Below are 13,857 nucleotides of genomic sequence, written 5' to 3' on the forward strand. Positions count from 1 at the left end.
GAGCACTCGCGATCCTGTCCGCCAGTTCAGGCGTCACTCGCTCCCGTGTCCCGAGACCCTGGATAGCCGTCGAGGAAGCGCCGGTACATCACCTGATTGGGGAAGGCGTCTCGGACCTGGGTGCCGAGCAGATGCGCGAGCTCGGGTGCTGGGTCACCGATGAAACCCCACCTGTCCTTGCCCTCGTCCCACGGCATCTCCGACGGGAACCACGAATCGACTCGGTACGCGCCGCGCACGATGCCGTAGGCGATGCCCAGTGCGTACGCCGCCCGGTCGCGGACCCATCCGGCGATCTTCCAGTGACCGCGCGTCGCGTCGTAGATCTCCCTCTCGTTCATGTCGGCGCGCCAGCCGTTCTGGATCTTGAGCATGATCACCGGCTCAGGGATCGGCGGGCACGGCTTGGCCTGGTGCCGCGCGACGACAGCGGGCAGTGTAGCGAGGCCGTGCTGGCCCGAGTGATGACCGCGAACGAGGTTCGTGAGCGGGTGATGGTCGGCGTGGAAGGCGTCGATGACTGCCTGCTCGACGATGAACGCCGTGTGCTCGTCCTCGATGCCGGTGCGGAGGAACAGCAGGTCGACCGGCTGGCCGCTGGCCTCGATCTCGTTGATCGTCCGGATCTTGGCCCGCTCGGAGGCGAGGTCGGCGCCCGCTTCCCGAACGTGGGCGTTGATGCGGTCGCCGATGCCCTTGCCGACGTAGAAGACCTTGCCGTCGCGCGGATCGCGGAGCGCGTAGACGTAGTGGCGCAAGACGTCCGCGACCTCACCCGGAATGCGAGCGTCGGCCGACATGCTCGAATGCTACTGAGCGGCTGACACTCCACTGCCGTGTCCGGCGGCGCCAGCATGTCGCGCATCCGCTCTGTTACCGACCATGACGGGCCACCCGTGCGCTCCCCGCTCGGCGCTCCTACCTTGAGAGCACACCATCCAGAGCGGCTGAGAGACCTGGCTCGACGACGCCGCAGCAACCCGTGATCGCGCGGGTGCTTCCGCCAGGACCGATGGATCTCCCGCATCGAGACCGGCCGAGGCCGGCATCGACCGAGCCCGCTGCGCGTGCCCGGATGCGGCTCCCTTGGGCTACGAGAGGACCACCGCATGACCAGCATCGATTGGGGCGCGCAACGACGGCGCGTGCTCGCATCCTCCTTCGTCGGCACCACGATCGAGTGGTACGACTTCTACCTCTACGGCACCGCATCCGCCCTCATCTTCAGCACGCAGTTCTTCCCCGAGGGCAGCGCGCTCGCCGGCACGATCGCGTCGTTCGCGACGCTCGCCGTCGGCATCGTCGTGCGGCCGCTGGGCGGCATCATCGCCGGCCACCTCGGCGATCGCATCGGCCGCAAGGCGCTGCTCGTCGCCTCGCTGCTGCTCATGGGCGTCGCCACGACCATCATCGGGCTGCTACCGAACTTCTCGGTCATCGGCTGGTGGGCCGTCGCCGGGCTCATCGTGCTGCGCGTGCTGCAGGGCCTCTCGGCGGGCGCCGAGTGGGGCGGCTCGGCGCTGCTGAGCGTCGAGCACGCGCCCGCCAGGCATCGAGGGCTGTTCGGCTCGTTCACGCAGCTCGGCTCCTCGGCGGGGATGCTCCTCGCGACCGGTGCCTTCTTCATCGTGCAGCACGTGCTGAGCGCCGAGCAGTTCGCCGACTTCGGCTGGCGCATCCCGTTCCTCATCTCTGCACTGCTCGTCGCCTTCGGCCTGTGGATCCGACTCGGCGTCGAGGATGCGCCCGAGTTCGAGGAGCACCGCTCCACCGGCGTCACGCGCGCCCCGGTCGCCGAGCTGCTGCGCAACCACCGCCGCCCGCTGCTCATCACGATCGGCCTGCGGCTCGGGCAGAACGCCATCTACTTCCTCATCACCGTCTACATGCTCAGCTACCTCGCGAGCGAGCGCGGCGACACGACCTCCGGCGTCACCGCCGTGATGATCGCCTCCGCGCTCGGGCTCGTCGCGACGCCGCTGTGGAGCTGGCTCTCCGACCGCGTCGGCCGCCGCCGCGTCTCGATCTTCGGCTACGCCTCGATCGGCGTCTTCGGCTGGGCGCTCTTCGCGTTCCTCGACGCCGGCCCGCTCGCGCTGCTGCCGCTCGTCGTCGTGATCGGCGTCAACATCACCCACGACCCCGTCTACGGGCCGCAGGCGGCGTGGTTCGCGGAGCAGTTCCCGGTGCACGTGCGCTACTCGGGCGTGAGCCTCGGCTACCAGATCGGCTCCGTGCTCGGCGGCGGCCTCATGCCGATGATCGCGGCGCTGCTCTTCTCCGCGGGCGGCAACGAGCCGTGGCTCATCGCCGGCTACCTGTCGGTGCTCGCGGCGCTCTCGATCGCCGCGGCCCTGTTCGCCGCCGATCCCGCGCGCGACCGGCCCGGCACCGACCTGGGCGACCTGCACGGCGCGCCCGAGCGCATCCGCACTGAATCCGACCCGGAGACCACCCTGACCGACGCCGAGCCCGTGCTCGCCGCGACCGAGAGGACCGACCGATGACCCGACCGCTGCTGCTGAGCGCCTTCGAGATGCTCGTGCCCAACCACCAGTCGCCGGGCCTCTGGCGGCACCCCGAGTCGCAGGCGCGCGACTTCGACAAGCTGACCTACTGGACGGAGCTCGCGAAGACCCTCGAGCGCGGCGGCTTCTCGGCGCTGTTCCTCGCCGACATCCCGGGCGTCTACGACGTCTACGGCGACGGCATCGAGGCGACCGCGCGCGGTGGCGTGCAGTACCCGGTGCTCGACCCGCTCGTCGCGGTGCCGGCGATGGCGGCGGTGACCGAGCGGCTCGGCTTCGGCGTCACGGCCTCGGTCACCTACGAGTCGCCCTACCTGCTCGCGCGTACGCTCACGACGCTCGACCACTTCACGGGCGGCCGCATCGCCTGGAACATCGTCACCTCCTACCAGGACTCCGCAGCGCGCAACCTCGGCTACGACAAGCAGCTGCCGCACGACGTGCGCTACGACCGCGCCGACGAGTACATGCAGGTCATGTACAAGCTCTTCGAGGGCTCTTTCGAGCCGGATGCGGTGGTGGCGGACAAGCAACGGGGCGTCTGGGTCGACCCCGACCGCGTGCACCCGATCGGGCACGAGGGCGAGTGGTTCGAGGTGCCGGGCTACGCGCTCGCGCACCCGGGGCCGCAGGGCACGCCCTACCTCTTCCAGGCGGGCGCGTCGAGCCGCGGGCAGGCGTTCTCGCTCGATCACGCCGAGGCGATCTTCTTCTCGGGCTCGACGCCGCAGCTCGTGCGGCGCTGGGTCGACGGTGTGCGGGAGGGGCTCGCGGAGCGGGGCCGGTCGGCGGATGCGGTGAAGATTCTGACGATCGCGACCGTGATCGTCGCCGAGACCGACGAGGAGGCGCAGGCGCGACTCGAGGAGTACCGGCAGCACGTCGACATCGAGGGCGCGCTCGCGCTCTTCGGCGGCTGGACCGGCGTCGACCTCTCGGGTCTCGACCCGGATGCGACGCTCGAGCACGTGCAGACGGAGGCGAACCACTCGGCCCTGGCGTCGTTCACGACGCTCTCGACCGGCCGGAAGTGGACAGTGCGCGACCTCGCCGAGTTCGTGGCGATCGGCGGCCGTGGCCCGGTCATCGTCGGCTCCCCCACGACGGTGGTCGACGAGCTCGAGCGCTGGCGAGAGGAGTCGGGCGTCGACGGCTTCAACATCACGGCGGCGGTGCGGCCGGCAGACATCGAGCGCTTCGTCGAGTTCGTGACACCGGAGCTGCGGCGGCGGGGACTGCTGCCTGAGGCGGGCGAGGAGCCGAAGGGGCTGACGCTGCGCGAGCTACTAGCCGGCGCCACTTCCCAACTGCCGCCGGATCACCTCGGTGCGAGCTTCCGACGCGAGGGAGCACGCTTCAGCACCAATCCATCTCGACGCAGTTGAAGCGCCGCGTGGGTGCATAGTTGTAACGGTCAGGCGCGACATACGCGGACGAGCCGAGACATCCACAAGTCTGCGTCACGTCAAGACAGCGGCGCTCCACCGGAGCCAGGGCGCAGCCTTGTGGGCGCTCATGTGGGCGCTCAGCAGTACGGTGGAGACCAGCATGCAACACAACCCAGCCCTTGCCTCGCCATCGATTCGTTCCCGCCCGGACAACGGCCCAGGCAACGAGCCGCCACTGCGGGTTCTGAGCTTCTTTTCTGGTGCGATGGGCCTTGATCAAGGTCTGGAGCTCGCCGGCTTGCAAACGCTTCTGGCTTGCGAGAACGACCGCGCGAGCAGGGCAACCATCGCGGCTAACCGGCCGGACATCCCGATCCTCGAAGACATCAACAAGTACTCCGCGTCGGACGTGCGGGCCGCAGCGGGGTTGACCTCGGACGAGCCGATCGATGTGGTCGCAGGAGGCCCCCCCTGTCAAGCGTTCAGCACCGCGGGCGCTCGGCGCGGATTCAGCGACGATCGAGGAAACGTCTTCCTGAAATTCATTTCTCTGGCGTCTGAGTTGGATCCAGAGTTTGTAGTAATAGAGAACGTTCGGGGCTTGCTTTCGATGCCCGCCGCGAACGCCGGCAGTGCGGGAGATCGATACAATCATCGGTTCGGCGCGATCGAGTTGGTATCGGATCGACTTCGTGACGCAGGCTACGAGGTGACTTTCAACTTGTACAACGCGGCTAACTTTGGAGTTCCGCAGGTGCGTGAGCGAGTCGTGCTAGTTGCTGCGCGAGGTCGTCGTTTGCCCTACCTCATGCCGACTCACAGCAATGACCCTTCGTTCGGTCTCGCGCCGTGGCAAACGCTTCGCGAGGCGATTTCCGACCTAAGCGGGCGGTCTCACCAGCACGAGGAGTTCCCCGAGAAGCGTCTCAGGTTCTTTCGACTCCTGGGGGAGGGTCAGTACTGGCGACACCTCCCAACTGAGTTGCATGCCGAAGCAATGGGGAAGAGTCTTATGCTGGGCGGCGGAAAGACGGGCTTCTATCGACGCCTCGCATGGGACAAGCCGTCCCCGACGCTAGTTACGAGTCCCACGATGCCGGCGACCGATCTCGGACATCCGGAAGATCTGCGACCCCTCAGCGTCGAAGAGTATCGACGTATTCAGCAGTTCCCTGACTCCTGGCATATCGAAGGCAAAATTCGCGATAAGTATCGTCAGCTCGGCAACGCTGTGCCCGTGGGGCTCGGACGAGCCATCGGCGACCTCATCGTTCGAGCCCGGCGAGGTCAGTATATGGATCCTCCAGCGAGCTTCCCGTTCTCGCGCTACAAACTCACCTCGGATCGTGACTTGCTGGCGAACTTCTCGCCCGCGGCGCGAACATAGGCACGGAAACCTTCCTCCGACAGCGTGCCGGCAGCCTCGACAGGGAACGAGTCCCAGTTGGTTCTGCCTTTCTTAGCATGGAAGCGCCACCACTTCGAGATATCGGTTCCCTTGCGGATCGCAGAACTGGATGAATTTTCAGTATTGTTACGGCTCTTCACCTGTAGGGCATGCCACTCTGTGCGCCCGTCAGGGGTGTGCTTGATGAAGTCGACCGCTCGAACCGAGCTTCCAGAGCACCAGACCCATCCGAGCGGCTCGAGCTCTTGAGCGATGTAGCGCTCAAGTAGTTCGCCGGAGAGGTTCTCTGCGACCATCGCGAGACGGTGAGATTGCACCGCGCGCGGCAGCTCCGCGGGGGCGAATCCATAGAAGGTCTCCAGGATGTCGTCCATCAGAGGATCCTCGGCGGTGCCGGGCTGCGCGGGCGCGAGCACTGCGCGCCCCGCTCGGAACTTGTTGCCCAGATTGACCACGTACCCGACCGAGCCCGGCTTCGGAGCCATTGCACCTCTGCCCACCGAAGGCATCAAGGCAGGCGAGTAGTCGAGGAAGTCCAACACAACTTCAAACTTGGAGCGCAGGACACCGTCGAACTTGAGTCGCTGAAGCGCCTGCTCGATGGCGCTGGATGACAGAGATGACAGCACGCTCACCATCGACGCTCCACTATCTCGATGCGCCTTGGCGCACGTCCGCAAAGAGAGATCTCTTGCTGACTCCCATACTACGTGAGCATGCGTCACTAATCAAGCGCGTCAGCAGTGTTCGGTCACCGCCCGGCGTGGATCTCGCCCAGTCCGGAGAAGACCTCGGGCGCGGTCGTGCTGCAACTACGAGGCGTCCGAGGGCAGCTCGTACTCGAACTGAAGGTTGCGGAGCTGCCAATCTTCGGGGTACCAGTCTTGCCAGCGCCTGAGCTCGCCCCCATAGCAGACATACTGCTGATCATCGTCTTTCTCGAACTGTATGGCATCCACCACGACGAGGTCGGTGTAAGGGTAAACCCGAGCATTTTGCACTTCGTTCGAAGTGAGTAGCACGGTTCCAACCTTGGGGAGCGAGGATCCTTTAACCTCTACGCGCCGGATCTTGCTGGCCAGCGTCAACTCGAGGTCGTACGGCTTGCCCAGCTCAATGACATCTCGCGCACCACGCCGCTCATACCACTGACGCGCTGCCGTCACCGAGTACCGCTCGATCGCAAGACGAAGCTGAGTGTCGGACAAGAATCGCGGCCCGCCCCTTGTTGCGGTCGTTGGAACGCGTGGCAACGCCTGGCCGGTCTTAACGTCGAATGCTACGGGAAGCTCCAGTCCCACGAGCGCAAGAATTTCGAAGAGCTCCACAGGGAACTTGGTAAAGTACGCCTGGTGGGCCCGCAACGATCGGTATGGCGAGAAGTTGAATGGGAAGTACTTGTAATTGTCGTAGGCTGATTCAAGGACTGCCTGTGCGCGCATCAACTGCGCCTCAACCTCACGCACGTCGGTCAGCGAGATGACTCGCTCGAACGCCTCGAATTCTGCTAGCGGTACAATCCAACACTCCTGAGCCCGGCCGGCCCAAACCCTGTTTCCGACACTGGCGCCCTCCAGGACGACTGACGTCCCGATGAAGCCTTCCCCGCTGCGCCAGTGCAGCACCACGTCGCCCGGCATCACGAACTGCAGCAGCTTGTGTGACCAGTTCTTCGATATCGGGGCGAACAGTTCCTCCCCCTGCAGCGGTCGGCTCAGCTTCTCCATCCAATATCTTTGCGCTGGATAGTTCTTCCACCATGCATGCATAGCGGCAGCATAGAGGCGCCGCGCGCGAGCCCCGGACGCGCGCAACCTTTCGACCCGAGCGTCACCTGCGTCTCATCCGCGCGCGAGTCCGGACGCGCAACCTTTTCGGCCCGAGTGTCACACTCCGTCACATCCCGCCGCGCTATCTGACAGCGTGAGACCATGGAAGGCGACCCTCCGCATCCGCACCGGGAGCCTCCCCCATGATCACGATCGACCACGTCAGCCGGCGCTTCGGCGACGGCCCCGACGCCGTCGTCGCGCTCGACGACGTCTCCATCGAGGTGCAGCGCGGCGAGATCTTCGGCGTCGTCGGGCAGTCGGGCGCCGGCAAGTCGACGCTGCTGCGCACCGTCAACGCGCTCGAGCGGCCCGACTCCGGCACCGTGACTGTCGACGGCACCGTCATCACCGGGCTCGAGGGCCAGGCGCTGCGGCAGGCCCGCCACAAGATCGGCATGGTCTTCCAGCACTTCAACCTCGTCGGCAACCGCACGGTCGCGCAGAACGTGGAGTTCGCGCTCGAGGCGGTCGGCGTCAAGGGCGACGAGCGCCGCCGCCGGGCGCTCGAGATGCTCGACCTCGTCGGGCTCGCCCACCGCGCCGACGACCGGCCCGCGCAACTGTCCGGCGGCCAGCGCCAGCGCGTCGGCATCGCTCGCGCGCTCGCCTCGCAGCCCGACGTGCTGCTGAGCGACGAGGCGACGAGCGCGCTCGACCCCGAGACCACTCGGCAGATCCTCGACCTCATCAAGCGCCTCTCGGGCGAACTCGGCCTCACCGTGCTGCTCATCACCCACGAGATGGACGTCGTCAAGCGCATCTGCGACTCCGCCGCCCTCATGGAGCAGGGCCGGGTCGTCGAGCAGGGCGCGCTCGAGCAGCTCATCCGCACGCCCGGCTCGCGCGTCGCGGCCGAGCTCTTCCCGGTCGGCGAGGCGCACTACACGCCCGGCCACCGCATCATCGACGTCACCTACACGGGGCTGAGCGCCGACCGACCGGTCATCGCGCAGCTCTCGCGCGACTTCGGCCTCGACGTGTCGATCCTGGGCGCCGCACTGGAGACGATCCGCGGCCATCAGGCCGGCCGCACGCGCCTCGCCGTGCCCGGTGACGCATCCGTCGCCCTCAAGGTGATCAACCGGCTCACGTCGCAGGGCGTGACCGCGTGGGAGGTGCACCCGTGATCGACCCCGCCGCGCCGGAGTTCTGGCCGCAGCTCTTCGCCGTGCTCCTCGAGGGCACGTGGGAGACGCTCTACATGACGGCGATCGCGATGGCGATCACGTTCGTCGTCGGGCTGCCGCTCGGCATCGTGCTCGTCGGCACCGAGCCCGGCCGCTTCCTCGAGGCGCCGCTCGGGCAGCGCTGGCTCGGCCGCGCGATCAACGCGGTGCTCGGCTTCGTCGTCAACCTCGGCCGCTCGGTGCCGTTCATCGTGCTGATGATCGCGCTCATCCCGGTGACGCGCTGGCTGCTCGGCTCGTTCATCGGCACCGGCCCCGCGATCGTGCCGCTCACGCTCGTCGCGATCCCCTTTTTCGTGCGCGTCGTCGAGATCGCCGTGCGCGAGGTCGACCCGGGCCTGTTCGAGGCGGCCGAGTCGCTCGGCGCCTCCCGCTGGCTCGTCGTGCGGCGCGTGCTGCTGCCGCAGGCGTGGCCGGCGATCGCGCTCGGCACCGCCACGACCGTCACCTCGATCATCAACTTCTCGGCGATGGTCGGCGTGGTCGGCGGCGGCGGCCTCGGCAACGTCGCCCTCACCTACGGCATGCAGCGCTACAGCGCGCTCCACATCGTCTTCGTCGTCATCATCCTGTTCGTCATCGTGCAGGTCGTGCAGTGGCTGCTCACTCGGCTCGCACGACGCCTCAGCGGCGCCACCCCCGCCGCCGGCCGCACCGCCCGACGGACCGAGCGCGCCGCGCTCGACCTCGACGACGCATCCATCGTCTCCGCGCCGACGCGCGGCGACACCGACTCCCCCACTCGTTAGGAACCGCCCATGGCCAAGCGCCGCTCCCTGCTCACCGCCCTCGCCGCCGGCGCGACCGTCGTCGCGCTCACCGCCTGCTCCTCCGGCGCCGCCGACACCGCCGCCCCCGAGGACGGATCGCTCGGCACCGTCCGCGTCGGCGCGCTCCCCGTGCCGGCCGGCGACATCCTGAACTGGGTCGACGAGAACCTCGCGGATGCCGAGGGTCTCGACATCGAGTACGTCGAGTTCACCGACTACAACACCCCGAACCCCGCACTCACCGACGGCTCGACCGAGGCGAACCTCTTCCAGAACGCGACGTTCATGGAGACCTACAACTCGCAGGCGGGCGGCTCGCTCGTCTCGGTGGGCGAGGTCTACCTGCCGGCCGCCGCCTTCTACTCCGACTCGCTCACCTCGATCGACGAGCTCGGCGAGGGCGCGACGATCGCCATCCCGAACGACCCGACCAACGAGGCGCGCGCGCTCGAGATCCTCGCGGCCGAGGGGCTCATCGAGATCGCCGAGGGCGCGACGAACCTCGACGGCATCACCGCGAACCCGTCGAACTTCCGCTTCACCGAGGTCGAGAACGCGACGCTGCCGCTCGCGATCCCCGACAACGACGCGGTCTTCGTCACCGCCTCGTTCGCGCTGCCGGCCGGCCTCACGCAGGACCAGGCGATCCTCACCGAGGGCGACGACTCGGAGTACTTCAACGTGCTCGCCACGACGCCCGAGCTCGAGAGCGACCCGCGCATCGCGAAGCTCTACGAGCTGCTGACCTCGGAGGAGACGCAGGAGTACATGCTCGAGACGTGGGGCGGGCTGATCGTGCCGATCGCCGGCTGATCCACCGCCTTCTTCCCACCGCGCCGCGTGCTCTGAGCACGCGGCGCGGTCGTCGTCGTGGGGCGCGTTGGCATGTCAGTGGTCACCCCTAGTCTTCGCGCAACGAGGTCGGGAGTGGATGTGGGAGGCCCCATCTACCCTCCTCGCAAGGGAGGCAGCGATGTCGAGCACCGAGCGGGCAGGAGCGGCGGTCCAGGCCGCTCGCGCGCTGCTCGCCGACGCTCCGTCCTTCCCCTCCGCGCCGCGCGATGACGTCATCGAGATGCTCGGGAGGGTTGCCGAGCTCTCCCGCATCGTCGACACGCTCCAGGTGCGGCTCGCGCACGAGGTCGAGGAGCGCTCGCAGGGCCCGACTGACGAGCCGCTGTGCCTCGTGCTTGGCGCGCGGCATGCGAAGGAGGCCGTCGGCCGCGCGTTCGGCGTCCGCCCCGGCCGCGCGCTCGAGCTGCTCGTCATGGCCCGCGCGACCTCCGCCTCGCTCGGCCTCACCGGCGCCGAGATCGCCGCGAAGTACCCGGCCATCGCGGCCGCGCTCGCCGATGCCGAGCTGTCGTTCGCGCAAGCGCACGCGATCCTGACCACGCTCGATCCGGCCGCGGCCCGCGCGGACGGCGAGCAGTTCGCGCTCGCCGAGCAGACGCTCGTGCGGCACGCGACCGACCCCGCGATGCCGCTGCCGCCGGAGCAGCTCACGGCGCTCGCCCGCCGCTGCGTCGCGATCCTCGACCCCGACGGGGTACTCCCGAACGACGAGAAGCAGCGGGCGCTGCGGTCCCTGCGCATCCGGCAGCAGCCCGACGGCTCGTGGCTGACGGTCATCCGCTCCCCCGCAGAGGACGGCTCGAAGCTCAAGGCGATGACGGATGCGTTCAGCGGCCCGCGCGTCAAGGTCGCCTTCCACGACGACCGCTGCGCGCGGGCCGGCTGCGACGGCACCGACTGCGACGCCGAGGGCTCCCTCGATGACCGCAGCCCCGAGCAGAAGGCGCACGACGCGCTCATCGCCGCCGTGAGCGCGTACGCCGCCTCCGGCGACGCGCCGCTCGCCGGCGGCGAGCCGCCCGTGCTCACCTACGTCGGGACGATCGACGCCTACACCGCCCATGTGCAGGGTGTGCCGCATCACGAGCGCACGCTCACGATCGAGCACACGGGCAGCCTCGTCCCGATCGAGGGCGTCGACCAGCTGCTCTGCTTCGCCGACGTCAACCGGCTCATCGTCGACGAGGACGGACACCCGCTGTGGCTGAGCCGCGCGAAGCGGCTGTTCACGAGGGCGCAGAAGCGGGCCCTCGCCAAGCGCGACAAGGGCTGCCGCGTGCCCGGCTGCGGCATGCCGGTCGCCTGGTGTGAAGCGCACCACATCATCCCCTGGCAGCTCGGCGGCAAGACCGACATCGACAACGGCATCCTCGTCTGCGCGTACCACCACCACGAGATCCACGCCGGCCGATTGCGGGTCGAGAAGGCCGGGCCGCGGCCGGGCCAATGGCGCATCGTCGCCGAGCTGCAACCCGCGCGCACCCGCACCGCCGTCCTCGCGTTCGCGGGTCTGCAGACACCGTCTGAGAGCGCGCGAAGCCTCGCCGCAGCCGCGCCCGCATCGCTCGCGGTGAAGGTGCCTGAACTGCCCGAGCGCGGCAGCGAGCTGCGTGTCGCGCCCCCGACTGAGCCGGCTGCTCAGGGCTCGGGCGGCCAGGTCGAGCGCTCCATCCGGCCACCGCGGCGGCACCGGCAGCCGAGCATCGTGACCGGGCACCGGCTCCGCGCCCTGCTCGAGCGGCATGGCCGTGCTCGGCAGCACCGCGCCCGCGCCGACGTGCTGCCGAGACCGGGAATCGTGCTCCGCCGCTGATCGATTTCGCTGATCGAACGGCCCCGCTCTCGGCGTGCGCACCGCGCATCCCACTCCATGCAGCGCGCGAGGGGCATGCTTGAGGGATGCACTCCCCTCGTGACGCCGGTCGGCACCCGTCTGCGTCCGCTTCGTCGGCCGCCCGAGTGACGGCGCACGAGGGCAAGGCCGCCGGCATGCGGCAGCTCGCCGCCTCGGTGCCGATCCGCACGGCCGCGAGCGGCGCGCAGATCGCCATCCCGATCCTCGTCGTCTCGATCACGGGCGACATCGCGCTCGGGGCCGCGCTCGCAGCGCTCGCGCTCGTGCCGAGCATCATCGCCGCGCCGCTCGTCGGCGCGATCCTCGACCGCGTGCACCGGCCAAGGCCGCTCATGATGGGCGCGGCCGCCGGCACCGCCGTCGCGTACGGCCTCGCGGCCGCGCTCGACCCGCTGCCGGTGTGGCTCGTCGCCGTCGCGCTCGTCATCAGCGGCCTGCTCAACCCGTTCGGCTTCGGCGGGCTCTCGAGCTTCGTCGCGCCCGCGGGCACCGACGCGCGCCGCGCGTACGCGCTCGACGCGCTCAGCTACAACCTCTCGGGCGTCGCCGGGCCCGCGCTCGTCGCGCTGCTCGCGCCGACGCTCGGGCCCCGCTGGGCGCTCGCCGCGATGGCGGTGATCGGGCTCGTCTCGCTCGTGGCCTACCCGCTGCTGCGCATCGAGCGGCGCGAGGCGGAGCGCAAGGGCCTGTGGCGCTCGATCGGCGCGGGGCTCGTCGCCCTCTCGACGCACCGGCCGCTCGCGACGATCACCGTCTCGGGCACCCTCGTCGAGTTCGGCCGCGGCATCATGCCCATCGCCGCGATCGGCATCGCCCTCATCGCGACGGGCGACGCTGCCGCGAGCGCGTTCATCGTCACCGCCTTCGCGATCGGCGCGCTCATCGGGGCGCTCATCGAGCCCATCCGGCGCACGAGCGCGTCCGCGCAGGCGACGATGCTCGTCGGATTCGGCCTCACGGGGCTCGCGACGCTCGCCGCCGCGCTCGACCTCGGCTTCTGGTGGACGATCGTGCTCGTCGGCCTCTCCGGCGCCTGCAGCGCCGCGCCCACGGCGGCGATGCTGACGCTGCGGCGCCTCGAGAGCCCCGACGACGTCGTCGCGCAGGTCTTCACCGTCGGCTCGGCGCTGCGCACGACGGCGAGCGCGGGCGGCACTGCTGTCGCCGGGCTGCTCGCCGGGCTCGACCCGCTGCTGCTGCTCGCGGCCTCGGGCGCCGTGTGGATCGTGGGCGCGCTCACCATGCTCGCGTTCCCGCGCCGCGCGCGCTGACGCGCGGGGTCCCGCTCAGGCCGCGGGGACCTCGGCAGGCGGCACGGCCTCGGGCTGTCCGTCCGCGGCGACGGCTGCAGCCGCGCGACCGCGCGGCGCGTCGTCGGCGGGCGACCACGGCGTGACGCCCGCGGTCTCGTGGAAGCGCGTGAACGCATCCGCCGTCACCCCTTGGCGCTCGAACTCGGCCGCGAGCGTCGCCCACGAAGCGAGCTCGGGGAGGGCGCGCCGCAGCGTCCAGTCGTGCCAGAGGACGAGGCGCAGCATGGGCGAGATGGCCGCCGCGCCCTCTCGTCGGGGGAAGGCGAGCAGCGCTTGCGCCCAGGCCTCGGCGTCCGTACGGCGCCATCCGACCCACACGCTCGGCTCGGGCACCGTGCGTGCCCGGTCGTCCTGCAGCATCCGTCTTCTCCCTCGAGCGGCGCGACGTGCGCCATGGGTGACAGTACGGGCTACCGGTGACGACACTCAACCGAAACTGAGGAAATTCGCGCCTCACATCGAGATGCACGCGCGAAATCGGTGCTAAGCGGGCTCCGCATCGTGATTCGTGCGCGCCGCCGCCGGCGGGTCCACCTCTGCTGGAGCAGGCGCGAGCTCGGGGTTGCGGCGGGCGACGATGCGACGCAGCACGGCCACGCCGATCACGACGACGATGGGGAAGGCGACGGCGATGCCGACCGCCTGCAGCACAGCGGGGTCGAGCAGCTCAGCGAGAGTCATGATCACGCGCCCGCTTCCAGGCGCCGTCGACGAGCGTCAG

13 protein-coding genes and 1 riboswitch are annotated in these 13,857 nt (G+C 69.2%); of the genes, 8 read left to right on the forward strand and 5 right to left on the reverse strand.

Going from position 1 to position 13,857, the window contains the following annotated elements; all coding sequences use genetic code 11:
- Positions 1-26 precede the first annotated feature (26 nt).
- Positions 27-800, reverse strand: coding sequence for a hypothetical protein (locus JQT67_RS12825; protein ID WP_208065146.1), 774 nt, complete (start codon positions 798-800; stop codon positions 27-29).
- Positions 801-931: 131 nt separating this feature from the next.
- Positions 932-1,019, forward strand: a riboswitch (SAM riboswitch).
- Positions 1,020-1,109: 90 nt separating this feature from the next.
- Between JQT67_RS12825 and JQT67_RS12830 the strand changes: the two genes are divergently transcribed.
- The 3 genes from JQT67_RS12830 to dcm all read left to right on the forward strand — a co-directional run bounded on the left by JQT67_RS12830 (position 1,110) and on the right by dcm (position 5,303).
- Positions 1,110-2,507, forward strand: a complete 1,398-nt coding sequence (locus JQT67_RS12830) for an MFS transporter (RefSeq protein ID WP_208065147.1) — start codon at positions 1,110-1,112, stop codon at positions 2,505-2,507.
- A complete protein-coding gene (locus JQT67_RS12835; RefSeq protein WP_208065148.1) occupies positions 2,504-3,913 on the forward strand; it encodes an LLM class flavin-dependent oxidoreductase in 1,410 nt (469 codons plus the stop codon). Before JQT67_RS12830 ends, JQT67_RS12835 begins: the two co-directional genes overlap by 4 nt.
- A 163-nt stretch (positions 3,914-4,076) precedes the next feature.
- The gene (gene dcm, locus JQT67_RS12840) at positions 4,077-5,303 is read left to right on the forward strand and encodes a DNA cytosine methyltransferase (RefSeq protein ID WP_208065149.1); all 1,227 of its coding nucleotides are present in this window, start codon (positions 4,077-4,079) and stop codon (positions 5,301-5,303) included.
- Here the strand turns inward: dcm and JQT67_RS12845 are convergent.
- Both JQT67_RS12845 and JQT67_RS12850 read right to left on the reverse strand, forming a co-directional pair.
- A complete protein-coding gene (locus tag JQT67_RS12845) occupies positions 5,243-5,962 on the reverse strand; it encodes a SinI family restriction endonuclease (protein ID WP_208065150.1) in 720 nt (239 codons plus the stop codon). The genes dcm and JQT67_RS12845 overlap by 61 nt on opposite strands.
- A 174-nt stretch (positions 5,963-6,136) precedes the next feature.
- Entirely contained in the window at positions 6,137-7,051 is a 915-nt protein-coding gene (locus JQT67_RS12850; protein WP_208065151.1) for a hypothetical protein, read from the reverse strand.
- Positions 7,052-7,296: 245 nt separating this feature from the next.
- Between JQT67_RS12850 and JQT67_RS12855 the strand changes: the two genes are divergently transcribed.
- The 5 genes from JQT67_RS12855 (at position 7,297) to JQT67_RS12875 (ending at position 13,094) form a co-directional block, all read left to right on the forward strand.
- Complete coding sequence (locus tag JQT67_RS12855; protein ID WP_208065152.1) at positions 7,297-8,283, forward strand: methionine ABC transporter ATP-binding protein; 987 nt, start codon at positions 7,297-7,299, stop codon at positions 8,281-8,283.
- Complete coding sequence (locus tag JQT67_RS12860; RefSeq protein WP_021010282.1) at positions 8,280-9,092, forward strand: methionine ABC transporter permease; 813 nt, start codon at positions 8,280-8,282, stop codon at positions 9,090-9,092. The genes JQT67_RS12855 and JQT67_RS12860 overlap by 4 nt, the downstream gene beginning before the upstream one ends.
- A 9-nt stretch (positions 9,093-9,101) precedes the next feature.
- A complete protein-coding gene (locus JQT67_RS12865; RefSeq protein ID WP_208065153.1) occupies positions 9,102-9,926 on the forward strand; it encodes a MetQ/NlpA family ABC transporter substrate-binding protein in 825 nt (274 codons plus the stop codon).
- A gap of 160 nt (positions 9,927-10,086) precedes the next feature.
- On the forward strand, positions 10,087-11,781 hold the full coding sequence (locus JQT67_RS12870) for an HNH endonuclease signature motif containing protein (RefSeq protein WP_208065154.1): 1,695 nt from the start codon (positions 10,087-10,089) through the stop codon (positions 11,779-11,781).
- An 86-nt stretch (positions 11,782-11,867) separates the two neighbouring features.
- Positions 11,868-13,094 carry an MFS transporter gene (locus JQT67_RS12875; protein WP_208065155.1) on the forward strand — a complete coding sequence of 409 codons (1,227 nt, stop codon included), beginning with the start codon at positions 11,868-11,870 and terminating at the stop codon, positions 13,092-13,094.
- Between the two features lie 15 nt (positions 13,095-13,109).
- Here the strand turns inward: JQT67_RS12875 and JQT67_RS12880 are convergent, their stop codons facing one another.
- Together JQT67_RS12880 and JQT67_RS12885 are read right to left on the reverse strand one after the other, a co-directional pair.
- The gene (locus tag JQT67_RS12880) at positions 13,110-13,496 is read right to left on the reverse strand and encodes a hypothetical protein (RefSeq protein ID WP_208065156.1); all 387 of its coding nucleotides are present in this window, start codon (positions 13,494-13,496) and stop codon (positions 13,110-13,112) included.
- 123 nt (positions 13,497-13,619) lie between these two features.
- The gene (locus JQT67_RS12885) at positions 13,620-13,817 is read right to left on the reverse strand and encodes a hypothetical protein (protein ID WP_021009661.1); all 198 of its coding nucleotides are present in this window, start codon (positions 13,815-13,817) and stop codon (positions 13,620-13,622) included.
- Positions 13,818-13,857: the final 40 nt, after the last annotated feature.

The sequence above is a fragment of the Agrococcus sp. TF02-05 genome (genome assembly GCF_017565345.1).
Classification (GTDB): domain Bacteria; phylum Actinomycetota; class Actinomycetes; order Actinomycetales; family Microbacteriaceae; genus Agrococcus; species Agrococcus pavilionensis.